Annotated in this window: 29 protein-coding genes; 3 read left to right on the top strand and 26 right to left on the bottom strand. The window is 65.3% G+C overall.

The window, feature by feature from the left end:
• Positions 1 to 128: 128 nt before the first annotated feature.
• The 17 genes from pgsA to rpoE all read right to left on the bottom strand — a co-directional run bounded on the left by pgsA (position 129) and on the right by rpoE (position 14,332).
• A complete protein-coding gene (gene pgsA / locus Q0672_RS21885; RefSeq protein WP_153161530.1) occupies positions 129 to 701 on the bottom strand; it encodes a CDP-diacylglycerol--glycerol-3-phosphate 3-phosphatidyltransferase in 573 nt (190 codons plus the stop codon).
• A 15-nt stretch (positions 702 to 716) separates the two neighbouring features.
• Entirely contained in the window at positions 717 to 2,513 is a 1,797-nt protein-coding gene (uvrC, locus tag Q0672_RS21890; protein ID WP_298625922.1) for an excinuclease ABC subunit UvrC, read from the bottom strand.
• Positions 2,514 to 2,525: 12 nt separating this feature from the next.
• Positions 2,526 to 3,563, bottom strand: a complete 1,038-nt coding sequence (gene nagZ / locus Q0672_RS21895; RefSeq protein WP_298625925.1) for a beta-N-acetylhexosaminidase — start codon at positions 3,561 to 3,563, stop codon at positions 2,526 to 2,528.
• Positions 3,560 to 3,937 (bottom strand): holo-ACP synthase, encoded by a 378-nt coding sequence (gene acpS, locus Q0672_RS21900; RefSeq protein ID WP_153161528.1) that lies wholly within the window; start codon positions 3,935 to 3,937, stop codon positions 3,560 to 3,562. The genes nagZ and acpS overlap by 4 nt, the downstream gene beginning before the upstream one ends.
• Entirely contained in the window at positions 3,934 to 4,695 is a 762-nt protein-coding gene (locus tag Q0672_RS21905; RefSeq protein ID WP_298625929.1) for a pyridoxine 5'-phosphate synthase, read from the bottom strand. The genes acpS and Q0672_RS21905 overlap by 4 nt, the downstream gene beginning before the upstream one ends.
• Complete coding sequence (gene recO, locus Q0672_RS21910) at positions 4,692 to 5,435, bottom strand: DNA repair protein RecO (protein WP_298625939.1); 744 nt, start codon at positions 5,433 to 5,435, stop codon at positions 4,692 to 4,694. Before recO ends, Q0672_RS21905 begins: the two co-directional genes overlap by 4 nt.
• 21 nt (positions 5,436 to 5,456) lie before the next feature.
• A complete protein-coding gene (era, locus tag Q0672_RS21915; RefSeq protein ID WP_298625942.1) occupies positions 5,457 to 6,371 on the bottom strand; it encodes a GTPase Era in 915 nt (304 codons plus the stop codon).
• The gene (gene rnc, locus Q0672_RS21920; protein WP_153161524.1) at positions 6,368 to 7,039 is read right to left on the bottom strand and encodes a ribonuclease III; all 672 of its coding nucleotides are present in this window, start codon (positions 7,037 to 7,039) and stop codon (positions 6,368 to 6,370) included. Before rnc ends, era begins: the two co-directional genes overlap by 4 nt.
• A 10-nt stretch (positions 7,040 to 7,049) precedes the next feature.
• The gene (locus Q0672_RS21925; protein ID WP_153161523.1) at positions 7,050 to 7,415 is read right to left on the bottom strand and encodes a DUF4845 domain-containing protein; all 366 of its coding nucleotides are present in this window, start codon (positions 7,413 to 7,415) and stop codon (positions 7,050 to 7,052) included.
• 2 nt (positions 7,416 to 7,417) lie between these two features.
• A complete protein-coding gene (gene lepB / locus Q0672_RS21930; protein ID WP_153161522.1) occupies positions 7,418 to 8,206 on the bottom strand; it encodes a signal peptidase I in 789 nt (262 codons plus the stop codon).
• A 22-nt stretch (positions 8,207 to 8,228) separates the two neighbouring features.
• Complete coding sequence (gene lepA, locus Q0672_RS21935; RefSeq protein WP_298625949.1) at positions 8,229 to 10,025, bottom strand: translation elongation factor 4; 1,797 nt, start codon at positions 10,023 to 10,025, stop codon at positions 8,229 to 8,231.
• Positions 10,026 to 10,091: 66 nt separating this feature from the next.
• Positions 10,092 to 10,346: a glutaredoxin family protein gene (locus Q0672_RS21940; protein WP_298625951.1), complete on the bottom strand. Its 255-nt coding sequence runs from the start codon at positions 10,344 to 10,346 to the stop codon at positions 10,092 to 10,094.
• Positions 10,336 to 11,715: a DegQ family serine endoprotease gene (locus Q0672_RS21945; RefSeq protein WP_153161623.1), complete on the bottom strand. Its 1,380-nt coding sequence runs from the start codon at positions 11,713 to 11,715 to the stop codon at positions 10,336 to 10,338. The genes Q0672_RS21940 and Q0672_RS21945 overlap by 11 nt, the downstream gene beginning before the upstream one ends.
• Before the next feature lie 50 nt (positions 11,716 to 11,765).
• Entirely contained in the window at positions 11,766 to 12,221 is a 456-nt protein-coding gene (locus tag Q0672_RS21950) for a SoxR reducing system RseC family protein (RefSeq protein WP_298625954.1), read from the bottom strand.
• The gene (locus tag Q0672_RS21955; protein ID WP_298625957.1) at positions 12,221 to 13,186 is read right to left on the bottom strand and encodes a MucB/RseB C-terminal domain-containing protein; all 966 of its coding nucleotides are present in this window, start codon (positions 13,184 to 13,186) and stop codon (positions 12,221 to 12,223) included. Before Q0672_RS21955 ends, Q0672_RS21950 begins: the two co-directional genes overlap by 1 nt.
• Complete coding sequence (locus tag Q0672_RS21960; RefSeq protein ID WP_284186962.1) at positions 13,183 to 13,728, bottom strand: RseA family anti-sigma factor; 546 nt, start codon at positions 13,726 to 13,728, stop codon at positions 13,183 to 13,185. Before Q0672_RS21960 ends, Q0672_RS21955 begins: the two co-directional genes overlap by 4 nt.
• Positions 13,729 to 13,732: 4 nt before the next feature.
• Positions 13,733 to 14,332: an RNA polymerase sigma factor RpoE gene (gene rpoE, locus Q0672_RS21965; protein WP_298625964.1), complete on the bottom strand. Its 600-nt coding sequence runs from the start codon at positions 14,330 to 14,332 to the stop codon at positions 13,733 to 13,735.
• A gap of 212 nt (positions 14,333 to 14,544) precedes the next feature.
• Between rpoE and nadB the strand changes: the two genes are divergently transcribed.
• Complete coding sequence (nadB, locus tag Q0672_RS21970; RefSeq protein WP_298625969.1) at positions 14,545 to 16,134, top strand: L-aspartate oxidase; 1,590 nt, start codon at positions 14,545 to 14,547, stop codon at positions 16,132 to 16,134.
• On the opposite strand, the gene Q0672_RS21975 is transcribed toward nadB, so the two are convergent.
• The 9 genes from Q0672_RS21975 to Q0672_RS22015 form a co-directional block, all read right to left on the bottom strand.
• Complete coding sequence (locus tag Q0672_RS21975; protein WP_298625971.1) at positions 16,131 to 16,562, bottom strand: protein YgfX; 432 nt, start codon at positions 16,560 to 16,562, stop codon at positions 16,131 to 16,133. The genes nadB and Q0672_RS21975 overlap by 4 nt on opposite strands.
• A gap of 26 nt (positions 16,563 to 16,588) precedes the next feature.
• Entirely contained in the window at positions 16,589 to 17,824 is a 1,236-nt protein-coding gene (fabF, locus tag Q0672_RS21980) for a beta-ketoacyl-ACP synthase II (protein ID WP_298625975.1), read from the bottom strand.
• Between the two features lie 18 nt (positions 17,825 to 17,842).
• On the bottom strand, positions 17,843 to 18,082 hold the full coding sequence (acpP, locus tag Q0672_RS21985; RefSeq protein WP_153161512.1) for an acyl carrier protein: 240 nt from the start codon (positions 18,080 to 18,082) through the stop codon (positions 17,843 to 17,845).
• Between the two features lie 87 nt (positions 18,083 to 18,169).
• Positions 18,170 to 18,919: a 3-oxoacyl-ACP reductase FabG gene (gene fabG, locus Q0672_RS21990; RefSeq protein WP_298625978.1), complete on the bottom strand. Its 750-nt coding sequence runs from the start codon at positions 18,917 to 18,919 to the stop codon at positions 18,170 to 18,172.
• Entirely contained in the window at positions 18,916 to 19,851 is a 936-nt protein-coding gene (fabD, locus tag Q0672_RS21995) for an ACP S-malonyltransferase (RefSeq protein ID WP_298625981.1), read from the bottom strand. The genes fabG and fabD overlap by 4 nt, the downstream gene beginning before the upstream one ends.
• A 27-nt stretch (positions 19,852 to 19,878) precedes the next feature.
• Positions 19,879 to 20,844: a beta-ketoacyl-ACP synthase III gene (locus tag Q0672_RS22000; RefSeq protein ID WP_298625984.1), complete on the bottom strand. Its 966-nt coding sequence runs from the start codon at positions 20,842 to 20,844 to the stop codon at positions 19,879 to 19,881.
• Positions 20,841 to 21,854: a phosphate acyltransferase PlsX gene (plsX, locus tag Q0672_RS22005; protein WP_153161508.1), complete on the bottom strand. Its 1,014-nt coding sequence runs from the start codon at positions 21,852 to 21,854 to the stop codon at positions 20,841 to 20,843. Before plsX ends, Q0672_RS22000 begins: the two co-directional genes overlap by 4 nt.
• Positions 21,855 to 21,942: 88 nt before the next feature.
• Positions 21,943 to 22,122 carry a 50S ribosomal protein L32 gene (gene rpmF, locus Q0672_RS22010; protein WP_079435603.1) on the bottom strand — a complete coding sequence of 60 codons (180 nt, stop codon included), beginning with the start codon at positions 22,120 to 22,122 and terminating at the stop codon, positions 21,943 to 21,945.
• A 21-nt stretch (positions 22,123 to 22,143) separates the two neighbouring features.
• Entirely contained in the window at positions 22,144 to 22,620 is a 477-nt protein-coding gene (locus Q0672_RS22015) for a YceD family protein (RefSeq protein ID WP_298625988.1), read from the bottom strand.
• 106 nt (positions 22,621 to 22,726) lie between these two features.
• Here Q0672_RS22015 and Q0672_RS22020 point away from each other — a divergent pair, with 106 nt between their 5' ends.
• Both Q0672_RS22020 and Q0672_RS22025 read left to right on the top strand, forming a co-directional pair.
• A complete protein-coding gene (locus Q0672_RS22020; protein ID WP_153161506.1) occupies positions 22,727 to 23,302 on the top strand; it encodes a Maf family nucleotide pyrophosphatase in 576 nt (191 codons plus the stop codon).
• Positions 23,299 to 24,018 carry an SAM-dependent methyltransferase gene (locus Q0672_RS22025; protein ID WP_298625992.1) on the top strand — a complete coding sequence of 240 codons (720 nt, stop codon included), beginning with the start codon at positions 23,299 to 23,301 and terminating at the stop codon, positions 24,016 to 24,018. The genes Q0672_RS22020 and Q0672_RS22025 overlap by 4 nt, the downstream gene beginning before the upstream one ends.
• Positions 24,019 to 24,026 lie beyond the last annotated feature (8 nt).

The following is a 24,026-nucleotide window of genomic DNA, read 5'->3' on the forward strand; positions in this document are numbered from 1 at the left end:
AACTCTCGACCTCAACCTTGGCAAGGTTGCGCTCTACCAACTGAGCTACTGCCGCCCTGAAAGAGCCGCCATTATAGACACTGTAACTGCGGCGTCAAGCACTTTCGGAAGATTTTGTAGAGCCCGCCTTAGCGGCTGCGCTTGGCGAGCTCCGGCCACGCACAGCGCATGTAGTAGCCCATCGACCACAGGGTGAGCACCGCCGCCACGTAGATCAGCACGGTGCCGAGCCCGATGCTGTCGAAGCCCAGCACCGGGGCTTCGTAGAGCAGCAGCGGAATCGCCGACATCTGGGCCGCCGTCTTGAGCTTGCCCACGAAGGCCACCGCCACGCTGCCGGCGGCGCCAACCTTGGCCATCCACTCGCGCAGCGCCGAGATGGTGATCTCGCGCCCGATGATGACCAGCGCGATCAGCGAATCAACCCGCCCCAGATGCACCAGCACGATGAGTGCGGCGGCGACCATCAGCTTGTCGGCCACCGGATCGAGGAAGGCGCCGAAGGCCGAGGTCTGGCCCAAGGAGCGCGCCAGGTAGCCGTCGAACCAGTCGGTCACCGCGGCCACGATGAAGGTGAGCGTCGCCGCGAAGTTCTTGTCCTCGGGGGAGATCACGTTGTCCGGGAAGTAATAAATGCCGACGAAAAACGGGATCAGCGCTATTCGCGCCCAGGTGAGGGTATTGGGAATGTTCAGAGGCATGTCGGCGTTCGCTGGCTATCGCAGCGAATTGTATATCTGTTCGGCAAGATGCCGGTTGATGCCTTCCACGCGACACAGATCTTCGACCGTGGCGTTGCGCACACCATCGATGCCGCCGAAGGCCGCCAGCAGCTTGCGGCGACGGGTGGGGCCGACGCCGGCGATGTCTTCGAGGCGGGAGGTGTTGCGGGTCTTGGCGCGGCGGGCGCGGTGGCCGGTGATGGCGAAACGGTGGGCTTCGTCGCGGATTTCCTGGATCAGGTGCAGGGCCGGCGCGTCCGGGCGCAGATGCACCGGCTCGCGGCCGTCGGGGAAGACCAGCTCTTCGAGGCCCGGCTTGCGGCTCTCGCCCTTGGCCACACCGAACATGGTGATGGATTCGAGCCCCAGCTCGGCGAGCACTTCCTTCGCCACGCCCATCTGGCCCTTGCCGCCGTCGATGAGGATCACGTCGGGCCGCACGCCCTCGCCCGCCGCCACCTTCTCGTAACGCCGGGTGAGCGCCTGACGCATCGCGGCGTAGTCGTCGCCGGCGGTGATGCCGGTGATGTTGTAGCGGCGGTATTCGGATTTCTTCATGGCCTTGCCGTCCCACACCACACAAGAGGCCACGGTGGCCTCGCCCATGGTGTGGGAGATGTCGAAGCATTCGATGCGGCTGGGCACGTCGCCAAGGCCGATGGCGTCGCGCAGGGCTTCGAGGCGCTGTTCGCCCCGGCTGGACTCCTGCTCCCGCGCCAACAGCGCGAGGCTGGCGTTGTTCTCGGCCATGCCGATCCAGGCGCGCTCGTTCTCGTAACGGGCGGCGACGACCGTCACCTTGCCTTCGATGACTTCGTCCAGCGCCTCCTTCACCACGGCCGGATCGCCATTGACGAGGATTCGCCCGGGCAGCGGATGATCGAGGTAGTGCTGCTCGACGAAGGCCACCAGCGCATCCAGTGGCGCGACGCCCTGGGCGTTGCTGGGGAACAGCGGCCGGTCGCCCAGGTGGCGGCCGCCGCGGATCATCGCCAGATTGACGCACACCATGCCGCCCCGCTCCAGCGCGGCGATCACGTCCACGTCCTCATCCTTGGCGCTCTCGACGAACTGCTTGTGGAGCACCGCCTGCAGGTTGCGGATCTGGTCGCGATAGACGACGGCCTTCTCGAAGGCGAGTTCGTCGGACGCGGCCTGCATCCGGCGCGACAGATCATCCACCACGTCGCCGTGGCGGCCGTTGAGGAACAGGCTGGCGAGTCGCACGTCGCTGGCGTAGGCCTCCTTGTCGATCAGCCCGACACACGGCCCGGTACAGCGGTTGATCTGGTGCAGCAGGCACGGCCGCGAGCGGTTGGAGAAGGTGGTGTCCTCGCAGGTGCGCAGGCGGAAGATCTTCTGCATCAGGTGCAGGGTCTCCCGCACCGCCCAGCTGTTGGGGAAAGGCCCGAAGTAGCGCTCGCCCTTCCGGAAGCCACCGCGGTGGTAGTAGATCTGCGGAAACTCGCCGGCCGACAGCGCGATGTACGGGTACGACTTGTCGTCCCGGAAGAGGATGTTGTACTTGGGCCCGAGGCTCTTGATGAGGTTGTTTTCGAGGATCAGCGCCTCGGCCTCGGAGCGGGTCGCGGTGGTATCGACGCGCACCACCTGCCCCACCATGATCGCGATGCGCGGCGACAGCTGGGTGCGCTGGAAGTAGGACGACACCCGCCGCTTGAGGTTCTTGGCCTTGCCGACGTAGAGCACCGCGTCGCCCTCGCCGATCATCCGGTACACGCCGGGCTCCTCGGTGAGGGTGCGCAGGAAGGCCTTCGCGTCGAAGCTCATGGCGCGGGCGGATCAGGCCAGGGCGAGCACGCTGTCGCGGGCAGCCACGTAGGGCGCCCAGCCAGCCAGGGTTTCCGGATCAGCCGGCATCGTGCCGGGGCGCGGGCGCAGGGCGGCGACGCGGGCGGCGCTGTCGGCGCTCACCTCCGGACGCCAGCGGTCGATGAGCTGCACCGCCAGATCGGGCCGGTTGCACACCAGCACCATGTCGCAGCCGGCGCTGTGGGCGGCGCTGGCGCGGGCCACGATGTCGCCCGCCACGCTGGCGCCTTCCATGGTCAGGTCGTCGGAGAAGATCACTCCGCCAAAACCGAGCCGGCCGCGCAGCACCTCCTGCAGCCAGAAGGGCGAGAAGCCCGCCGGGCGCGGATCGATGTTTTCGAAGATCACGTGGGCGGGCATCACGCCGCCCAGTTCCAACGCCAGGTTGCGGAAGGGCTGGATGTCGTCGGCCCACACCGCATCGAAGCTGCGGCCATCGACGGGAATCGCCACGTGGGAATCGGCCTCGACCGCGCCGTGACCAGGAAAATGCTTGCCCACCGCGCGCATGCCGGCATCCGACAGCCCGGCGATCACCGCCCGGGCGAGCTCGGTGGCGACCTGCGGATCGCGGTGGAAGGCCCGATCGCCGATCACACTGCTGACGCCATAGTCGAGATCGAGCACCGGCGCGTAGCTGAGATCGACGCCATGGGCGCGCAGTTCGGCGGCCAGCACGAAGCCGGCATGGCGAGCCGCCGCGGTGGCGGCGGTGGGATCGTCATTCCACACGGCGCCGAATCGACGCATCGCTGGCAGACGGGTGAAACCGTCGCGGAAGCGCTGGACGCGGCCGCCTTCGTGGTCGACGGAGATCACCAGCTCGGGCCGCACCGCGCGGATCGCGGCGGTGAGCGCACGCAGCTGGTCGGGCTCGGCGTAGTTGCGGGCGAACAGGATCACCCCGCCCACCAGCGGGTGCTGCAGGATCTCGCGTTCTTCGGCGGTGACTTCGTGGGCGGCCACGTCGAGCATGATCGGGCCGGGCTGGGCGTGGGAAGGCTTCATGGTTTTTCGATGACGGCAAAGGCGACGACGTATTCGGCTTCGTCGGAAAGGCTCAGGTGGGCCGTGAGGCCCCGCTCGCGCATGTGGTCTGCAAGCGCAGGGGAATACTCGAACAGGGGCTTGCCCAGAGCATCGTGCCCAACCCGCACCGCGTGGAGCGTGGCCGGCACGGCGACCCCGGTGCCGAGCGCCTTGCCGAAGGCTTCCTTGGCGGCGAAGCGCTTGGCAAGGAGGCGCTCGGGGTGAGCGGCGGCCTCGAACGCCGGCATCTCGGTGGCATCCAGCACGCGCGCCGCAAAGCGCGCGCCGTGGCGCGTCAGGGCCTCGGCGATGCGCGCGACCCGGACGATGTCGGTGCCGATGCCGTGGATCACGCTTGACGGCCGAGGGCGGCGCCTTCGCGCATCAGGCGCTTCATCTCGCGCACCGCTTCGCGCATGCCCGAGAACACCGAGCGGCTGACGATGGAGTGACCGATGTGCAGCTCGCGGATGCCCGGCAGGCGCGCGATCGGCTGGACGTTGTAGTAGTTGAGCGCGTGGCCGGCGTTGAAGCGCAGGCCAAGGCCGCGGATCGCCTCGCCGGCGCGGGCGATCTTGTCGATCTCGGCCAGCACGGCGGGGCTTTCGGCGTCGCGCCCAGCGGCGTGGAAGGCGTGCGCGTAGGGGCCGGTGTGGATCTCGCAGACCTTCGCGCCGATGCGCGCGGCGGCTTCGACCTGGGCCGGCTCGGCGTCGATGAAGACGCTGACGATGATGCCGGCGTCGGCCAGGCGCGACACCGCGCCCTTGAGCCGGGCTTCCTGGGACACGATGTCGAGGCCGCCTTCGGTGGTCACCTCGTGGCGGCCTTCGGGCACGAACATCGCCATCTCGGGCTTGATGCCGCAAGCGATGCCGACCATCTCGTCGGTGGCGGCCATCTCGAGGTTGAGCTTGATCTGGGTAAGGTCGCGCAGGCGGCGCACGTCCTCGTCCTGGATGTGGCGGCGGTCTTCACGCAGGTGCACGGTGATGCCGTCGGCACCGCCCAGGTGGGCTTCGACGGCCGCCCACACGGGGTCGGGTTCCCAGGTGCGGCGAGCCTGGCGGAGGGTGGCCACGTGGTCGATGTTGACGCCGAGTTCGATCAAGAGAGGTCTCCGGGAAAGGCAAAGAGTTCGGTGAATACGCGGCGGGACTGGAGCTGCTGCCCGCCGAGGTAATGCTGGATGAGCCGGCGCATCAGGGCCTTGCTCTGGGCCAGGGTTTCCGGATCGCGGAAATCGCCGGCGGCCATGTCGAGCAGGGTCTTGCCGGTGACGGTGGCGAGCTCGTCGCCGGCCGCATCGAAGCCCTCCAGCGAGATCGGACCGCGCTCGATTATATAGGCGTAGCGGGTATCGCCCCGGACCGGCGCGTCGTCCGCATCGGTTTCGAGGAGCAGGCCGTAGCCGAGTTCCTGCAGCAGGGCGAGCTCGAAGCGGCGCAGGACGACTTCCTGGGAATCCCCCGCCGCCAGCGCCCGCAGGGCTTCGCCGTAGGCGGCGTACAGCCGGGGATGGGCGTCTTCGCGGGGCATGAGGCGCATCAGGAGTTCGTTGGCGTAATACGCGCAGAGCAGCGCCTGACCACCAAGCAGCGGCTGGCCGCCCTGCCATTCGGCGCGTATCAGGGTCTTCATCTCGCCGCCGCCGCTCCAGTCGATGAACAGCGGCTGGAAGGCCATCAGCACACCACGCAGCTGCGAGGCCGGGCGCCGCGCGCCCTTGGCCACCAGGCCGACGCGGCCGTAATCGCGGCTGAACACCTCGACGATGAGGCTGGTCTCGCGATACGGGTAGCTGTGCAGCACGAAGCCCGGCTGCTGGTCGACGCGCTGCTTGGCGCTCACGGCAGGCTGCCCCGGGCCGGCTTATTCGTAGCCGAGGCTCTTGAGCGCGCGCTCGTCGTCGGCCCAGCCGCTCTTGACCTTCACCCACACCTCCAGGAAGACCTTGGATTCGAAGAGCTTCTCGAGCTCGACGCGGGCTTCGGACGCAATGCGCTTGAGGCGTTCGCCGCCCTTGCCGATCACCATCGCCTTGTGGGCGTCGCGGTCGACGATGATGGCGGCGTTGATGCGGCGCATGCCGGCTTCGGCCTCGAATTTTTCGATCTCGACGGTCATGCCGTAGGGGAGCTCCTCGCCGAGTTGGCGGAACAGCTTCTCGCGGAGGAACTCGGCCGCCAGGAAGCGCTCGCTGCGGTCGGTGATGTCATCCTCGCCGAAGATCCACTCGCCTTCGGGCAGATAGGGTTCGGCAGCCTTCAGGAGCTGGGCGGTGTTGTGGCCCTTCTCGGCAGACACCGGCACGATCTCGGCGAAGGGATAGACCGCGCTCATCTTCTGGAGGAAGGGCAGCACCCTGGACTTGTCCTCGAGCATGTCCATCTTGTTGACCACCAGGATCACCTTGGCGCCCTCGGGCAGCAGCTTGACCACCTGCTCGTCGGCGGGGCCGAAACGGCCGCTCTCGATCACGAAGAGCACCAGATCCACATCCGCCAGCACCTGGGTGACGGTGCGGTTCATCGCCCGGTTGAGGGCATTCTTGTGGCGGGTCTGGAAGCCCGGGGTATCAACAAAGATGTACTGGGCCTGGCCTTCGGTCAGCACGCCGGTGACCCGGTGACGGGTGGTCTGGGCCTTGCGGGAGACGATGCTGATCTTCTGGCCGATGAGCCGGTTGAGCAGCGTCGACTTGCCCACGTTGGGGCGGCCGACGATGGCGACGAAGCCGGTACGCATCGGCTGCCCGCCCGCGGCGGTGGTGTTGGATTCGGTCATTTCTGGGGTAGGAGTTCCAGCGCCCGCTGGGCGGACTGCTGTTCGGCAGCGCGGCGACTCACGCCGATGCCGCGGGTCTTGAGGCCAAGGCCGGCGATCTCGCACTCGACCTCGAATTCCTGCTGGTGGGCTTCGCCGCGGGTATCGGCGAGCGAGTATTTGGGCAGCGGCATCCGCCGGCCCTGCAGCCATTCCTGCAGCGCCGTCTTGGGATCTTTCAGGGCGCGGGCCGGGTCGAGCGCAGCCAGGGATTTTTCGTAGAGGCGATCGACCACCCCTTTGGCTGCCTCGAAGCCGGCATCCAGAAACACCGCCGCGATGATGGCTTCGAGGGCGTCGGCGAGGATCGACGGGCGGCGATGACCGCCGCTCTTCAGTTCGCCCTCGCCCAGGCGCAGGTATTCGCCGAGCCTGAGCCCGTCGGCCAGCTTGTGCAGGGCTTCCTGGCGCACCAGGTTGGCCCGCAGGCGCGACATGTCGCCTTCGCGCAGGTTGTCGAAGCGCCCGAAAAGGGCGACGGCGGTCACGCAGTTGAGCACGCTGTCGCCGAGAAACTCGAGCCGCTCGTTGTTGGGCGATCCGAAGCTGCGATGGGTGACCGCCTGCTCCAGGAGCGCCGGCCGGGAAAAACGATGGCCGATGGCCTGCTGCAGGGCGTCCAACTTCATGGGGTGAGGCTCAGTTTGCGTCGGACGACGCGGAGAATTCGATCAGCAGGCTCACCTTGCCATAGAGCGGCACCTTGCGGGCGTAGTCGACCGACATGACGATGCGGCCGTTTTCCTTGGTGATGTCGATATCGGCCGGGGTGACGCTGGTGATGTCATCCACGGTGACGCGCTTCGAGAAGGCGTTGCGCAGCTCGGAAACTGTCGCGCTCTGGGGGTTGGAGGCGCTTACCACCGCGGCCAGCGCACGCTTGATCCCGAAGTACTCATTGACCACCGGGATGAGCTTGAGGCCCAACACCACGAGTGCAGCCATCGTGCCGCCGACCAGCAGCACGCTGACAAGACTCAGGCCCGATTGACTTTTTCGCGTCATGATCACTGGAAGCTGCCTATCCGTTTCAGGTCGCTGGAATTGAACCAGATGTAGAAAGCCTTGCCAACAATGTTCTTTTCCGGGACGAAACCCCAACCGCGGCTGTCGAAACTGCCGTCGCGGTTATCACCCATCATGAAGTAGTGGCCCGCGGGAACGGTGCAGGAAAGGCCGCGGTTAGTATAGGTGCAGTTTTCCTGGAACGGATACTTGGTGACCTGGGAAACGTATGCCGGCGCGGCATTTTCCACGATGATCCGGTGCTCGACGTTGCCCAGCTTCTCGACGAAGCTCGGCGAATAGTAGAGCCTATCGGTGTGCAGGTAGTCGCCGGCGGCGTTTTGCGGCACCGGCTGGCCGTTGATCGTGAGCTTCTTGTCTAGATACTCGACCTTGTCGCCGGGCAGGCCGACCACGCGCTTGATGTAGTCGAGGGACGGATCGCCCGGGAAGCGGAACACCATCACATCGCCCCGCTGCGGCTCGTTCACATCGATGATCTTCTTGTTGATCACCGGCAGGCGGATGCCGTAGGTCCATTTGTTCACGAGGATGAAATCGCCCACCAGCAAGGTCGGGATCATCGAGCCGGACGGGATCCGGAAAGGTTCGACGACGAACGACCGCAGGCAGAATACCACCAGGATCACCGGGAAGAAGCTCGCGCCGTACTCGACCCACCACGGCGTCTTGGCGCCCACGCTGCGCCGCTTGCTGGCGACGAAACGGTCCAGCGCCCACAGCACGCCGCTCACCAGCAACAGCAGGAAAAGAATCAGGGCGAAATTCACGTATCAGCTCCAGTCAGCAGGCTCATTTACCTTCATCCACCCGCAGCACGGCCAGGAAGGCTTCCTGCGGAATCTCCACATTGCCCACCTGCTTCATGCGCTTCTTGCCCTCTTTCTGCTTCTCGAGGAGCTTCTTCTTACGGGTGATGTCACCGCCGTAGCACTTGGCCAGCACGTTCTTGCGCAGGGCCTTGATGGTCTCACGGGCGACGATGTTGGAGCCGATCGCGGCCTGGATGGCCACGTCGAACATCTGGCGCGGGATCAGCTCACGCAGCTTGGCCACCAGCTCGCGGCCACGGTACTGGGAGTTGGCGCGGTGCACGATGATCGACAGGGCATCCACCTTCTCGGAGGACACCAGCACGTCGAGCTTGACCAGATCGGCGGCGCGGTATTCCTTGAACTCGTAGTCGAGGGAGGCGTAGCCACGGGACACCGACTTCAGCTTGTCGAAGAAGTCCATGACCACTTCGTTCATCGGCATGTCGTAGATCAGCTGCACCTGACGGCCGTGGTAAAGCATGTCCACCTGGGCGCCGCGCTTCTGGTTGCACAGGGTGATGACCGGGCCGACGTATTCCTGGGGCAGGAAGATCACCGCCTTGATGATCGGCTCGCGCACCTCTTCGACCTTGGACAGATCCGGCAGCTTGGACGGGTTGGACACCTGTTCGACGGTGCCGTCCTTCATCAGCACTTCATACACCACGGTCGGCGCCGTGGTGATGAGGTTCATGTCGAACTCGCGCTCCAGGCGCTCCTGCACGATCTCCATGTGCAGCAGGCCGAGGAAGCCGCAGCGGAAGCCGAAGCCCAGCGCCTGGGAGACTTCCGGCTCGAACTGCAGCGAGGCGTCGTTGAGGCGCAGCTTTTCGAGGGACTCGCGCAGCTGGTCATATTCGTTGGATTCGACCGGATACAGACCGGCGAACACCTGCGGCTTGATCTCCTTGAAACCGGCCAGCGGCTCGGCCGCCGGCTTGCCGACGAGGGTGATGGTGTCACCCACCTTGGCGGATTTCAGTTCCTTGATGCCGGCGATGATGAAACCCACCTGGCCGGCCGAAAGGGTTTCCCGCGGCTGGGACTTGGGGGTGAACACGCCGACCTGTTCGCACAGGTGCTGGTTACCGTTGGACATGAACAGGATCTTGTCCTTGGGCTTGAGGCTGCCATCGACCACGCGCACCAGCATCACCACGCCCACGTAGTTGTCGAACCAAGAGTCGATGATCAGCGCCTTCAGCGGAGCATCCGGATCGCCCTTGGGCGGCGGGATGCGGGCAATGACGGCCTCAAGGATGTCCTGGACGCCCATGCCGGTCTTGGCCGAACAGGGGATCGCGTCGCTGGCATCGATGCCGATCACGTCTTCGATTTCCTGCTTGGCGCCATCCGGGTTGGCCTGGGGCAGATCCATCTTGTTGAGCACCGGCACCACCTCGACGCCCTGCTCCAGCGCGGTGTAGCAGTTGGCCACGGTCTGGGCCTCGACGCCCTGGGAGGCATCCACCACCAGCAGGCCGCCTTCGCAGGCCGCCAGCGAGCGGGAGACTTCGTAGGAGAAGTCCACGTGCCCCGGGGTGTCGATGAGGTTGAGGTTGTAAATCTGGCCGTCGCGGGCGCGGTAGCTCAGCGCCGCGGTCTGGGCCTTGATCGTGATGCCCCGCTCACGTTCGATATCCATCGAGTCCAGCACCTGGGCTTCCATCTCCCGGTCGGACAGGCCGCCGCAAAGATGGATGATCCGGTCGGCCAGGGTGGACTTGCCGTGGTCGATATGGGCGATGATCGAAAAGTTTCTGATGTGTTGCATGGGCCACGAAAAAGGGTGCCGTTGGGCACCCTTGAAAAAATTGTTTGCCTGACAAAGGGTTGGATTTTAACCGATACGCCGGAAATGAGCACGGACTGCGGTTTCGTCAAGAAAGTAGTGACATAGTTCCACATCCCCGTCGAGCAGCACCGGCACTTTCTCACCCCAGACTTCCTCAAGCTCGGGGGCGTCCGTGTCGAGGTCCACGACCCGGACCGAAAACCCCAGCTCATCCTGGAGCGGGGCGAGCGCGGCGAGCAGATCATGGCACAGATGGCACCACATCCGGCTCAGCACGATGAGTTGGCGATCAGCGCTCAAGGGTTCGCAGCGGAACAAAGGTCTGGGTTTCGCCACGCAGCACCAGCAGCGTCACGGTTTGGCCGAGGTCGAGGGCACCCACCACCCGGTTGAACTGCTCAACCGAGCGGATGTCGGTGCGAACGCCCTTGCTCACCAGCGCCAGGATGCCGTCGCCGGCCTGGATCTCGGAAGCCCGTGCCGACGCACTGCGCAGCGCATCCACCACCACGCCGCCAGCGGGGAAACGCCCGTCGCGACGCTGTTCGGCGGTGGGCTCGACGACAACGATGCCGAGCCGGTTCGGCGCCACGTCCTGCCGCGGCGCCTTGAGCGCAACCTTGCGGGCTTTGTCCTCCGGCAGCTCCGCCACCATCACCACCAGATCCCGCACCGTGCCCTTGCGCCACACCTGCACCGGCGCCTTGCTGCCCGGCCGCGTGCTGCCCACGAGGCGCGGCAGATCACCCGACACGCCCACCGTCCGGTTGTCAAAGCGCAGGACGATGTCGCCCTGCTCGATGCCGGCTTTATCGGCCGGACTGCCCTTCTCCACCGAACTCACCAGCGCGCCCACCGGCTTGCCGAGATTGAAGCTGTCGGCGAGTTCGCGAGAGACCTCCTGGATCACCACGCCGATGCGCCCACGCTGCACCCGGCCACTGGCGCGCAGCTGGGACTGAACATCCATTGCCACATCGATCGGGATCGCGAACGACAGGCCCATGAACCCACCTGTGCGGCTATAAATCTGCGAGTTGATGCCGACCACCTCGCCCTTCATGTTGAACAGCGGCCCACCGGAGTTGCCCGGATTGATGGCCACATCGGTCTGGATGAAAGGCACGAAATTCTCTTGCGGCAGCGAGCGGCCCTTGGCGCTGACGATCCCTGCCGTCACCGAATTCTCGAAGCCGAACGGCGCGCCGATCGCCACCACCCAGTCGCCCACCCGCAGCTTGCCCGGATCGCCGAAGCTGACCTTGGGCAGGCCCGTGGCGTCAATCTTGAGCAGCGCCACATCGGTGCGCGGGTCGGTGCCGATCAGGCGGGCGCGGAACTCACGCTTGTCGGTGAGCTTGACGACGATCTCGTCGGCGCCATCGACCACATGGGCGTTGGTGAGCACGTAACCATCGGGCGAGACGATGAAGCCGGACCCGAGGGATCGATTGTCCGGGTCCATCCGCGGCGCCGACGGCCCGCGCGGAATGAAACGCCGGAAGAGATCGAACATCGGATCGTCCTCGTCCAGGCTAGGCACACCCGGGCGCGCCTGGCGCAGCGCCTGGGTGGTGCTGATGTTCACCACCGCCGCCCCCTGGCGCTCGGCCAGATCGGCAAAATCGGGCAGCTCCTTGGCCAGCGCAATACGGCCGGAGAGCAGCATGGCAGCCACCACCAGCCAGACAAACACCCGATGGAAAGACAGACTGACGCTCATCGTCCGCACACCTCCGACGACGAGCCGCCACGCTCAAGCCGCAGCGGGGCCGCTCCCCGTGTCCAGGCAGACCGGCCTCGGGCCAGCAGAAACGCCATCACGCCCCCCGCCACCGCACCGATGCCGGCCGACAGATCCACACTGCCGCCGACCGGCGCCACCGCAGTGCCGGCAGCTGCACCGATCAGCACGCCAACCACCGGCAAGGCATAGGCCAGCAGGGCCGCACGCAGGGGAACCCCTTCCTCGACAACCACGCCAACCTCGTCACCCGGGCGCGCGTCGATGCCGTTGGGCACCCGCACAGCCTGACTGGTCGACGCCAGCGGCCTGGCGATATTGACGCCACCGCAGCCGCCGGGCTCATTGCAACGACCGCAGCCTTGGGCCACGCTCACATCCACCCACGCGTAACCGGATTCGACCCGCGACACCACCCCCTTGACCCGCATTACCGCTTACGAACCTCCACGCCATCTGCGATTCGCACCAGCGCAGCCTGGGGCACCTCGCCCAGTGCGGTGATCTGGTGATCGGCTACCGTGCGCCGGAATATATTGACCGCGCCGTTGGCGCTCATGCCACTCTGGTGCCCAGGTTTGGAGGGCAGCGGCTCGATGAACACCGAGATCGCCGCCAGCCCGTCGGAAAACACCACGTGATAAGCCTCGGCCCGATCCTTGCGCGCCGGCCGCGTGACCGACACGACCTGCCTGAAACCCGGAATCGAGTTGCGGAAGATCCAGCCGGTATCCTCGACCTTCACGTCGTTGCCGCGGGCCTGCGCCACCTTCCAGTCCGGCCCCCGCACGAAACGAGGCTTGACCTTCTCTTTGTCGAAGGGCACACCGATCTGAACCTCGTTGAAGGCGAACTGTTCGATGCTCTCGCCCTTCTCGCCGATCAGGCGGGCGCGGAGCAGCAGGCCGGAGTTCACATCAGCCCAGAACTGGTGCCCGAAGCGCATGTCGTCCTTGGGTTCGAGGATGATCTGCTGGCTTTCGAGCCCGGCAATCCGCACGACCTCGCCCTTCCGGATCCGGTAGTTCTCGGCCAGGGCGCTCGGCGACGACGGCAGCCGCGCCGGAAACCCGCGCCGGGCCGCCGACTGATCGACGATCACCAGCTTCTGGTCGGGCAGAAAGCACTGCACCTCTTCGTTGTTGCGCACAACCTCCCGCGGGCTGCCGTCCAGCGCCTCGAGCTTTTCAAACTCGGCGCCGCCATCCACCAGATGGGCGATCCGCGAGGTCTCGACGTTCTTGCCGCTCTGATAGCTGAAGGTGCCCGTGTAATTGAGCTTGTGCGCAGCGCTGGAAATCCGGCCAAGCCAACTGAGGGGATCGGTCGACGCATCCGCGCCGGCTGCCACACCCGCCGTCAGACACGCTGCCAGAAGTACGACGAATCGCTTCATCGCTGCCCTGCCGCGCGGCTGTCGGAAACGGTCCGCACGTAAAGCGCCACGCCCGGCATGGCCGCCGAGGGCGCCATCGCCTGATGGGCGAACAGGTATTCGCGCTCGGACGACTCGGCCGTCGCGCCCGTGGCGCGGGCTGCGGTGTCGGCCGGTGCGCTCACCAGCGCCACCGGCTGCTGCACCTTGGCAGCAGCGATACGCTCCGCCGCCGGGCCGTCGCTGTTGAGGGTGATTGCCACCCAGCCAACGGCCGCCACGCCCATGACCGACGCAGCGATGGGCATCAGATGCCTGACCAGCCCACTGCCGACCTCGCGTCGATGAGGCGCAACGATGGCCGGCTCATCCTCGATGCAGCGCATCACGTTTCGCGCGAAATCCGGCGAGAGTCCACGCTCATCCCGCAGCACGTCCCCGATCAGGCAGAAGTTTTCCCATTCCCGTCGAAGCGCCCCATCCCGCTTGAGCGATTCGAACATTCGGGATGAAGCCTCATCGTCGAGGGCGCCATCCAGCAGGGCAGAAACCTTTTCTTTCATCGTCTTACCACCTCTTGTTCGGAGCCGTGTCGAGCAACGGCCTGAGCTTTTCTGAAATTGCTTCCCGGGCGCGGAAGATCCGCGACCGGACGGTGCCGATTGGGCATTCCATGATCGAGGCGATCTCTTCGTAACTCAAACCTTCGATCTCCCGTAAAACGATCGCCGTTCTCAATTCCTCAGGCAAGGCCTCCATCGCCACATTGACGGTATCCCCGATCTGCTTGGTCATCAGCAGCCGCTCCGGCGTGTTGATATCGCGCAACTGATCCCCATCCTCGAAGGTTTCAGCTTCGTCGGAATCGAAATCGGTTGAGGTTGGAGCGCGGCGGCCTTGCGAAACGAGGAAGTTCTTGGCGGTGTTGATCCCGATACGATACAGCCAGGTATAAAAAGCGCTGTCTCCCCGGAAGGACGGCAAGGCGCGATACGCCTTGATGAACGTTTCCTGGGCGACATCCTCCACTTCGGCGGGATCTCGGATCAATCTCGACAACAGCCGGGCGAGCTTGCGCTGATACTTGGTGACCAGCAGGCCGAAAGCCTGTTTGTCACCGCGTTGGACGCGCTCGACCAGCAGTTGGTCAACTTCGCGATCACTCATGGTCGGGAAAGGGCTACCTCGTAAGGCGTGACCCGGTCGGTCACAGCCCCGCAGTATACCTTGTGCGTCCTGCTTCCCCGCCAAAGTACTGAGGTTGACCGCATCGTCTGGCGCATAGTTCAGTCGCCCAAAGGGTTTTGTTGGCGTCTGCAGGGCAGATTGCACGTGCTATAGTCGGCCATCCGAACTATCGCCCCCCGCGGAATTCCGAAGTGACCGCTTTTGACGTGCTCATTCTGGGCAGCGGCCTCGCCGGCCAATCACTCGCCCTTCGTCTCGCAGACACCCTGAAGGTCGCCCTCGTCACCAAACGCACGCTCGAAGACAGCGCCAGCGCCTGGGCGCAAGGCGGCATCGCCGCGGTGCTCGACCCCACCGACAGCACGGAAGCCCACATCGCCGACACCCACACGGCCGGGGCGGGGCTGTGTTCCAAGAAGGCCACCCGCTTCGTCGTCGAGAACGGCCCCCGCGCCATTCAATGGCTGATCGACCACGGCGTACCCTTCACTTCCGATTCCAGCTCGCCGATCGGCTATCACCTCACCCGCGAAGGCGGACACGGCCACCGCCGCGTCATCCACGTGGCCGACGCCACCGGCGCCGCAGTGCAGGCCACGCTGACCGAACAGGTCCGCGCCCATCCGAACATCCAGATCTTCGAGCAGCACATCGCCGTCGACCTCATCATCGGCCACAAGATCGGCCGTCCCGAGGCCGGCTGCCTTGGCGCCTACGTCCTTGACATCGCCAACGACGAAGTGCGCACATTTGCGGCACGTCACACGGTGCTCGCCACCGGCGGCGCGGGCAAGGTCTACCTCTACACCACCAACCCCGACACCGCCACCGGCGACGGGGTTGCCATGGCCTGGCGGGCCGGCTGCCGGGTGTCGAACATGGAGTTCATCCAGTTCCACCCCACCTGCCTGTACCACCCGCAAGCCAAGTCCTTCCTGATCTCCGAAGCCGTCCGCGGCGAAGGCGGCCTGCTGCGCCGCCCCGACGGCAGCCGCTTCATGCCCGAGCACGACAGCCGGGAAGAACTGGCCCCCCGCGACATCGTGGCCCGCGCCATCGATTTCGAGATGAAGAAGCACGGCCTCGACTGCGTCTTCCTGGACATCAGCCACAAGCCGGCCGACTTCCTGCGGGAACACTTCCCCAACATCCTGGCCCGCTGCGCCGAACTTGGCATCGACATCACCCAGCAGCCGATCCCGGTCGTGCCGGCCGCGCACTACTCATGTGGCGGCATCGTCACCGACCTGCGCGCCCGCACCGACGTGCCCGGCCTCTACGCGGTCGGCGAAACGGCCTGCACCGGCCTGCACGGCGCCAACCGGCTGGCCAGCAACTCGCTGCTCGAATGCCTCGTGTACGGCGAGGCCGCCGCCAGCGACATCCTCGCCAACCCGCGCCCGCACGCTGCCGAACTGCCCCAGTGGGACGAAAGCCGCGTGACCGACGCCGACGAATCCATCGTGATCTCCCACAACTGGGAGGAGCTGCGGCGTTTCATGTGGGACTACGTGGGCATCGTCCGCACCAACAAGCGGCTCCAGCGGGCCCAGCACCGCATTCGCTTGCTCGCACGGGAGATCGACGAGTTCTACAGCAACTTCCGGGTCAGCAACGATCTCATCGAGTTGCGCAACCTGGTGGTCACGGCCGATCTCATCGTCCGCAGCGCCCTCAAGCGCAAGGAAAGCCGTGGCCTGCACTGCAGCCGCGACTACCCCACCACCCTGCCCGCGGCCCGCGACACCATCATCCGCCCCAGCCGCAGCAAGACCAGCTAGGCGTTCTCCACGCCACGCCCTGCAACTGGCCCGGCTCTCAGCCGGGCCCATATCTGCAGCCGTCGCCACGCCTCGGGCGTGGCCTGGTCGCGCATCACGAGCAGCATACCGCCACGGCCAACACCCTGCCTTGGCCAGACCAGCCAGACCGCGAAAGGCGTCACCGTTGTTTCAGACCCCAGCCTCAGACGGCGCTCGGCAGCACCATCAGGGTCGATCAGCAGATCACCTTCCGATGCCAGCCCCAGGCGCGTCCCCGCCTTCCGCCACTGCGTCCAGAACCGGACACACGAGCCGGCAACGAGGGCCAGCCCGCCCAACCACACAATCGGCTCGACGCTGAACCCCAATGAAAAAGCCGCCACGACATGCATCCCCGTCACAAGAACGAGGAGCAGCCGGGACGGCTTGATTTCAATGACTGTCACGATGCACGGGAATCCGTGCCGCCAACTCAGACCTTGCGGAACACCAGCGTGCCGTTGGTGCCGCCAAAGCCGAAGTTGTTCTTCACGGCAATGTCGATCTTCATGTCGCGCGCCACGTTGGCACAGTAGTCGAGATCACACTCCGGATCCTGCTCGAAGATGTTGATCGTCGGCGGCGAGACTTGGTTGTAGACCGCCAGCGTGGTGATCACCGATTCGAGACCACCAGCGCCACCCAGGAGGTGACCAGTCATCGACTTGGTGGAATTAACCACCAGCTTCTTGGCAACATCCGCACCGAAGGCGAGCTTGATCGCCTCCGTTTCGTTCTTGTCGCCGAGGGGCGTCGAGGTGCCGTGGGCGTTGAGATACTGCACTTCGTCGACGTTGATGCCGGCGTTTTGCAGCGCATTCACCATGCTGCGGCGCGGACCATCAGTATCCGGTGCGGTCATGTGATAGGCATCGCCGCTCATGCCGAAACCGGCAATCTCGGCGTAGATGCGGGCGCCGCGCTTGACGGCATGCTCGTATTCCTCAAGCACCAGCACGCCTGCGCCTTCACCGAGGACGAAGCCATCCCGATCCTTGTCCCACGGACGGCTTGCCGTCGCGGGATCGTCATTGCGGGTGGACAGCGCCTTCGCCGACGCAAAGCCACCGACGGCCAGCGGGGTCACCGTCGATTCGGCGCCACCGCAGACCATCACGTCCGCATCACCGTACTCGATCATGCGCGCGCTCATGCCGATCGCGTGCAGACCGGTGGTACAGGCCGTGACGACAGCAAGATTGGGGCCCTTCATCCCGAACATGATCGACAGGTTGCCGGAGATCATGTTGATGATGGTGCCGGGAATGAAGAACGGAGAAATTTTGCGAGGACCACCGCCGAGGAAATCGTCGTGGGTGTCCTCGATCATCGGCAAGCCGCCGATGCCGGAACCGATATTGACACCAATGCGGTGAGCATTGGCGTCGGTTACCTCGATGCCCGAATCGCGGATGGCCTGAATGCCCGCCGCAAGACCGTAATGGATGAAAATATCCATACGGCGCGCTTCCTTCGGAGAAAGATAGGCGCTGACATCGAATCCCTTGACCTCGCCGGCAATCTTCGCCGAAAAGGCAGAGGTGTCGAAACGGGTAATCTGAGCGATGCCGGAACGGCCATTGACAATGGCGTCCCAGGTTTCAGGTACGGTATTACCGACCGGCGTGATGGCGCCAAGGCCGGTGACGACAACTCTGCGTCGGGTCAAGGCAGGCTCCTGCGAATCTTACTTCTTCAGGTGGGCGGAAACGTAGTCGATCGCCTGCTGAACGCTGGTGATCTTCTCGGCTTCTTCGTCGGGAATTTCACACTCGAATTCTTCTTCGAGGGCCATCACCAGCTCGACGGTGTCGAGGGAGTCGGCGCCCAGATCGTCAACGAAGGACGATTCGTTCTTGATTTCGGCTTCGTTGACACCGAGTTGTTCGGCGACGATCTTCTTGACACGAGCTTCGATATTTTCCATGTAGCAACTCCTTCGCTGATTGAGCGGGGTGAATTCAAAACCCCCGCATTCTACCAAAAACGCGCACCCTCGCCAGTCCGGCGAGGATTACGCCATGTACATGCCACCATTCACGTGCAGGGTGGCTCCCGTCACGTACGATGCGGCGGGCGACGCCAGGAAGCCGACAACCGAAGCGATCTCTTCCGGCTTGCCGAGACGACCGAGGGCAATCTTGCCCTGCAGGGCCTCGCGCTGGGCGTCTGGCAATTCCTTGGTCATGTCGGTGTCGATGAACCCCGGCGCGACGCAATTGACGGTGATGTTGCGACTGCCGAGCTCCTGGGCCAGCGCACGGCTCATGCCGGCCACACCGGCCTTGGCGGCGGCATAGTTGGCCTGACCGGGGTTGCCGGAGCTGCCCACCACCGAGGTGATGTTGATGATGCGGCCGTTACGGGCCTTCATCATGCCGCGCATCACAAGCCGCGACATGCGGAAGACCGACTTGAGATTGGTGTCGAGCACCGCATCCCATTCGGCGTCCTTCATGCGCATCGCCAGGTTGTCACGGGTGATTCCGGCGTTGTTGACCAGCACCAGCACCGGGCCGAGGCTCTTCTCGATCTCGGAGATGGCCGCCTCGCAGGCTGCGGCGTCAGTCACGTCGAGCGCCATGCCACGACCCGCGACGCCAGCAGCTTCGAGCCCGGCCTGGATGTCGGCAGCGCCGGCCTCGGACGTGGCCGTACCGACCACCGTCGCGCCAAGGCGGCCCAGTTCGAGGGCGATGGCCCGGCCAATACCGCGGGAAGCGCCGGTGACCAGCGCTACCTGCCCTTGCAGAACCTGACTCATGCTGCCTCCGTCGTCTGGAGAATGTCTGCGAGGCTGGCCGCATCGGCAATCGCGCCGCCCTGCAGGCCGCCTTCGATACGCTTGGTCATGCCGGCCAGGACCTTGCCCGGGCCACACTCGAAAACGTGGGTCGCGCCACGGCGGGCGATGTCCTGCACAGTCTCGATCCAGCGCACCGGCGAATAGGCCTGACGCACCAGCGCATCCTTGATGCGGGCCGGGTCGGTCTCGACGGCCACATCCACGTTGTTGAGCACGGCAATGGCCGGCACCTTGATCTCGATCTCGGCCAGGCGCTGCGCCAGACGCTCGGCAGCCGGCTTCATCAGCGCACAGTGGAAAGGCGCACTCACCGGCAGCAGCACGGCACGCTTGGCACCCTTGGTCTTGGCGACAGCCATGGCGCGCTCGACGGCAGCGCGGGCGCCAGCGATGACGATCTGACCGGGGGAGTTGAGGTTGGCGGCGGAGACAACCTCGCCCTGGGCAGCTTCGGCACAGGCCTCGGCGGCGGCGGGTTCGTCGAGGCCGAGCAGCGCAGCCATCGCGCCCTCACCGGCCGGGACGGCTTCCTGCATGGCCTGGGCGCGCAGGCGCACAAGCTTGACGGCTTCCTGGAAATCCAGCGCACCGGCGGCAACCAGCGCAGAGTATTCACCCAAGCTGTGACCGGCGACAAGGCTCGGCGCGGCGCCGCCACGGGCGATCCACTCGCGATACACGGCGACGCCGGCGGTGAGCATCAGCGGCTGGGTGTTGACGGTCTGCGCCAGCAACTCGGCGGGACCATCGGCAACCATCTGCCACAGATCTTCGCCTAGGGCGGCGGAGGCTTCGGCGAAGGTGTCGCGGATCACCGCAGAATCACCGTAAGCCGCCATCATGCCGACCGACTGGGAGCCCTGCCCCGGAAAAACGAAAGCGAAATTCATCATCCCATCCTTGAATGACTATGCTGCTTAGAACTCGAGGAGCGCGGCGCCCCAGGTAAAGCCACCGCCCACGCCTTCGAGGAGAATCTTCTGGCCGCGCTGGATACGGCCGTCGCGCACGGCGAGGTCGAGCGCCAGCGGAATCGACGCCGCCGAGGTGTTGCCATGCTCGCTGACCGTGGCGATGACCTTCTCGGTCGGCACACCCAGTCGCTTGGCCGTGGCCTGCATGATGCGGATGTTGGCCTGGTGGGGGATCAGCCAGTCCACGTCGTCGATGGTGAGACCGGCTTGATCGACCACCTCTCGGGCCACGTCGCTCAGCACCTTGACGGCAAACTTGAACACCGCCTGACCATCCATGCGCAGGAAAGGATCGCCAGTGATGCCGCCGCGATTGACCTGCCCCGGCACGCACAGGATGCCGTTGTGGCTGCCATCGGCATGCAGCGCGGTAGCGAGGATGCCGGGCTTGTCGGAAGCCTCCAGCACCACGGCGCCGGCACCGTCACCGAACAGCACGCAGGTGCCACGGTCGTTCCAGTCGAGGATGCGCGAGAAGACTTCGGCTCCCACGACCAGCGCACGCTTGTGGCTGCCCGAGCGGATGAACTTCTCGGCGGTCGAGAGGGCGTAGGCGAAACCGGTGCACACCGCCTGCAGGTCGAAAGCGGCGCCGCCATTGACGATGCCGAGCCTTGACTGCAGCAGCGCGGCGGTGCTCGGGAAGATGTAATCCGGCGTGGAGGTGGCGACGATGATCAGGTCGATGTCGGCCGGCTGACAGCCCGCGGCGGCAATCGCCCGGGTGCTCGCCTCATAGGCCAGCTGGCTCGCCGTGACATCGGGCTCGGCCAGGTGACGCCGGCAGATGCCGGTGCGTTCGACAATCCATTCGTCCGAAGTATCGATACCCCGGGCCACCAGATCGTTATTGCTGACGGGCGCACCAGGCAGAAAGCTGCCGGTTCCGATCACTCGCGCATGAATCATGCCGCAGGCCTTTCACGTTCCATTCGTTCGCTGATCCGCTCGATGAGCCTGTTGCGCGCCGCTTCCGCCGCCCGCCAGAGCGCCTGTTCAAAGGCGAAGGCATCGGCCGAGCCGTGACTCTTCACCACCACACCGCGCAGCCCCAGCAGGGCCGCGCCGTTGTAGCGGCGGGAATCCACCTTGTGCTTGAACCCCTTGAGGGCCGACATCGCAAAGAATGCCGCCAGCTTGGTAATCCAGTTGCGGGAGAACTGTTCGCGCAGGAAGGTCGCCATCATGTGGGCGAGGCCTTCGGAGGTCTTGAGCGCCACGTTGCCGACAAAGCCGTCGCAGACGACCACATCGACCGTACCCTTGTAGATGTCGTTGCCTTCGACGTTGCCGTAGAAGTTGAGCCCGCTGTTGCGCAGGAGCTCACCGGCCTGTTTGACGATCTCGTTGCCCTTGATGTCCTCTTCGCCGATGTTGAGCAGGCCGACGCTGGGCCGCTCGTTGTGCTCGACCGCCGCCACCAGCATCGCGCCCATGATGCCGAACTGGAGCAGGTGCTCGGCCGAGCAATCGACGTTGGCGCCCAGGTCGAGCATGTGAGTGAGGCCGCGCATGCTCGGCAGCGTGCTGCAGATCGCCGGGCGATCGATGCCGGGAAGGGTCTTGAGGACGAACCGGGAGATCGCCATCAGCGCACCGGTATTGCCGGCGGACACGGCCGCCTGGGCATCGCCCGACTTGACCAGATCCACCGACACGCGCATCGATGAATCCTTCTTGTTGCGCATGGCGAGCGCCGGCGGCTCGTCCATGCCGACGACTTCCGATGCCGGATGCACGCGCAGGCGCTCACCGAATTCCTGCAGCGCGCCGCCCAGATGAGGCTCAATGGCCTCCGGGCGACCGACCAGGAGAATTCGGGCATCGCGATCAGCGCGCAAAAAATGCAGCGCGGCCGGAACCGTTACCGAAGGGCCGTGATCGCCCCCCATGCAGTCAATGGCCAGGGTGACAGTCATTCGGCGCTAAACGGAGAGAAATGGGTGGACAAGTTGTGAAAACGGCGCGACCGCCCGAAGGCGTCGCGCCGTCTGGCAACCAGGAGAATTACTCGCCCTTGGCCTTGGCAACCTTCTTGCCACGATAGACGCCGGACGGCGAAACGTGGTGGCGCAGGTGGACTTCGCCGGTGGTCGGCTCGACGGCCAGCGGGGGCGCAACCAGGAAATCGTGGGAACGATGCATACCGCGCTTGGACGGGGACTTCTTGTTCTGTTGAACGGCCATGAAAAACTCCTTGAGGAATACTTAAACCTTGCCGCGCAACTGACGCAGAACGGCGAAGGGCGAAATCTCTTCATCAACACCGGCCTTGACCGGCGGATCGCAATCATCGTGACGCGGCACCAGGGGCAAGGCCAGCAACACCTCGTCCTCAACCAGCGCCAGGAGGTCCGTGAGCGGTTCAACCTCGAGGGCGTCTTCCGCATCGTTTTCGAGCTCATCTTCCGGCGGCGCTTCGCCGGGGCGGAGGAGCAGAAGACGATTTTCCACTTCACAGGGCCACTGCAGGGCCTCAAGACAGCGCTGACACTGAAGAACCAGACTTCCCCGGATCCACAGATCGACGTGGAGCTTGCCCTCGTCGTCACGCTCACCCTGAAACCCGAAAGCCACCGTTCCGGCGGGTTCCAGCACAGACTCGGCAACACGGCCGAGCCGGGATACCGGCACCTCGCCCTCAAGGCGGCGCCCATCTCTGGCCAACGCCCGAAGGTCGATCACGAAGCTTTCTTGCGACATAAGAGCGGCATGATATTATTTTCGGCTCCCTGTGTCAAAACTCTGCAAAGCGGCCGACGGCACTTTTCACGCCGCAGCACCCCGATCGATGAAACTCGTCCTTGCTTCCACGTCGGCGTATCGCCGCGAACTCCTCCAGCGCTTCAACCTGCCCTTCGAAGTCGCCCGCCCCGACATCGACGAGAGCCCACTGCCCGGCGAACACCCCCGCAGCACCGCCGAGCGCCTCGCCATCGAGAAAGCCCGCGCCGTGGCCGGCAACTTTGCCGACGCGCTGATCATCGGCAGCGACCAGGTGGCCGCGATGGGCGACATCCGCTTCGGCAAGCCCGGCACCGTCGAGCGCGCCGTGGCGCAGCTCAAGCAGATGAGCGGCCAGACCGTGATCTTCCACACCGCGCTGGCGCTCCTCAACACGACAACGGGCGAAGCGCAGATCGACGTCGTGCCGACCGAGGTGCGCTTTCGCACCCTCAGCGACGACGAGATCGTGCGCTATGTAGAAAAGGAGCGCCCCCTCGACTGCGCCGGCAGCGCCAAGTCGGAAGGCCTGGGCATCACCCTTCTCGACGCCCTCTCCGGCGACGACCCCAACGCCCTCGTCGGCCTGCCGCTGATCGCTCTGGCCCGGATGCTGCGCCACGAAGGCGTCGCCCTGCCGTGACGACCGCCGCCGGCAAGCTCTACCTGATTCCGGTCAGCCTGGGCGAGGCGCCCCTCGCCCTCACCACGCCGGCCGAAGTCGGCGTGCGGGCCCGCAGCCTCGATTACTTCGTCGTCGAGAACGCCAAGACCGCCCGCGCCGACCTCAAACGCTTCGAGCACCCCAGGCCGCTACGCGACCTCGACATCCGCGAACTGCCCGAAAACCCGGGCCCAGCCGATCTTGACGGCCTGCTGGCGCCGATCACGAACGGGCTCGACTGCGGGCTGATGTCCGAAGCAGGCTGCCCCGCAGTGGCTGATCCCGGCGCACTACTGGTCCGCCGCGCCCACGAGGCCGGCATCCAGGTGGTGCCGATGGTCGGCCCGTCATCCTTGCTGCTGAGCCTGATGGCCTCCGGCCTCAACGGCCAGAGCTTCGCCTTCCACGGCTACCTGCCCATCGACGAGGAAGCCCGCAAGCGCCGCCTGCGCGAGCTCGAAGCCGAATCTGCCCGCTTCTCGCGCACCCAGTTGTTCATCGAGACGCCCTACCGCAACGACCGGATGTTCGAGGCGCTCAAGCAGGCCTGCGGCCCCGAGACCCGCCTGTGCATCGCACGGGATCTCACCACCGCAGACGAATGGATCGTCACCCGACGGATCGCCGACTGGAAGAAAGCCCCCGCGCCGGATCTGGCCAAGCGCCCCACAGTGTTCCTGCTACTGGCCGGCTAGCCGCAGCG

The organism is uncultured Zoogloea sp. (assembly GCF_937894855.1).
Taxonomy (GTDB): domain Bacteria; phylum Pseudomonadota; class Gammaproteobacteria; order Burkholderiales; family Rhodocyclaceae; genus Zoogloea; species Zoogloea oryzae.

Coding starts and splice junctions, on each gene's coding strand:
- pgsA (WP_153161530.1), bottom strand. CDS start 701: ATGCCTCTGAACATTCCCAATACCCTCACCTGGGCGCGAATAGCGCTG.
- uvrC (WP_298625922.1), bottom strand. CDS start 2,513: ATGAGCTTCGACGCGAAGGCCTTCCTGCGCACCCTCACCGAGGAGCCC.
- nagZ (WP_298625925.1), bottom strand. CDS start 3,563: ATGAAGCCTTCCCACGCCCAGCCCGGCCCGATCATGCTCGACGTGGCC.
- era (WP_298625942.1), bottom strand. CDS start 6,371: ATGACCGAATCCAACACCACCGCCGCGGGCGGGCAGCCGATGCGTACC.
- rnc (WP_153161524.1), bottom strand. CDS start 7,039: ATGAAGTTGGACGCCCTGCAGCAGGCCATCGGCCATCGTTTTTCCCGG.
- Q0672_RS21925 (WP_153161523.1), bottom strand. CDS start 7,415: ATGACGCGAAAAAGTCAATCGGGCCTGAGTCTTGTCAGCGTGCTGCTG.
- lepA (WP_298625949.1), bottom strand. CDS start 10,025: ATGCAACACATCAGAAACTTTTCGATCATCGCCCATATCGACCACGGC.
- Q0672_RS21945 (WP_153161623.1), bottom strand. CDS start 11,715: ATGCTGCTCTCCGGCCGTATTGCGCTGGCCAAGGAGCTGCCCGATTTT.
- Q0672_RS21950 (WP_298625954.1), bottom strand. CDS start 12,221: ATGCGGGTCAAGGGGGTGGTGTCGCGGGTCGAATCCGGTTACGCGTGG.
- Q0672_RS21955 (WP_298625957.1), bottom strand. CDS start 13,186: ATGAAGCGATTCGTCGTACTTCTGGCAGCGTGTCTGACGGCGGGTGTG.
- Q0672_RS21960 (WP_284186962.1), bottom strand. CDS start 13,728: ATGAAAGAAAAGGTTTCTGCCCTGCTGGATGGCGCCCTCGACGATGAG.
- rpoE (WP_298625964.1), bottom strand. CDS start 14,332: ATGAGTGATCGCGAAGTTGACCAACTGCTGGTCGAGCGCGTCCAACGC.
- acpP (WP_153161512.1), bottom strand. CDS start 18,082: ATGGAAAATATCGAAGCTCGTGTCAAGAAGATCGTCGCCGAACAACTC.
- fabG (WP_298625978.1), bottom strand. CDS start 18,919: ATGAGTCAGGTTCTGCAAGGGCAGGTAGCGCTGGTCACCGGCGCTTCC.
- fabD (WP_298625981.1), bottom strand. CDS start 19,851: ATGAATTTCGCTTTCGTTTTTCCGGGGCAGGGCTCCCAGTCGGTCGGC.
- Q0672_RS22000 (WP_298625984.1), bottom strand. CDS start 20,844: ATGATTCATGCGCGAGTGATCGGAACCGGCAGCTTTCTGCCTGGTGCG.
- plsX (WP_153161508.1), bottom strand. CDS start 21,854: ATGACTGTCACCCTGGCCATTGACTGCATGGGGGGCGATCACGGCCCT.
- rpmF (WP_079435603.1), bottom strand. CDS start 22,122: ATGGCCGTTCAACAGAACAAGAAGTCCCCGTCCAAGCGCGGTATGCAT.
- Q0672_RS22020 (WP_153161506.1), top strand. CDS start 22,727: ATGAAACTCGTCCTTGCTTCCACGTCGGCGTATCGCCGCGAACTCCTC.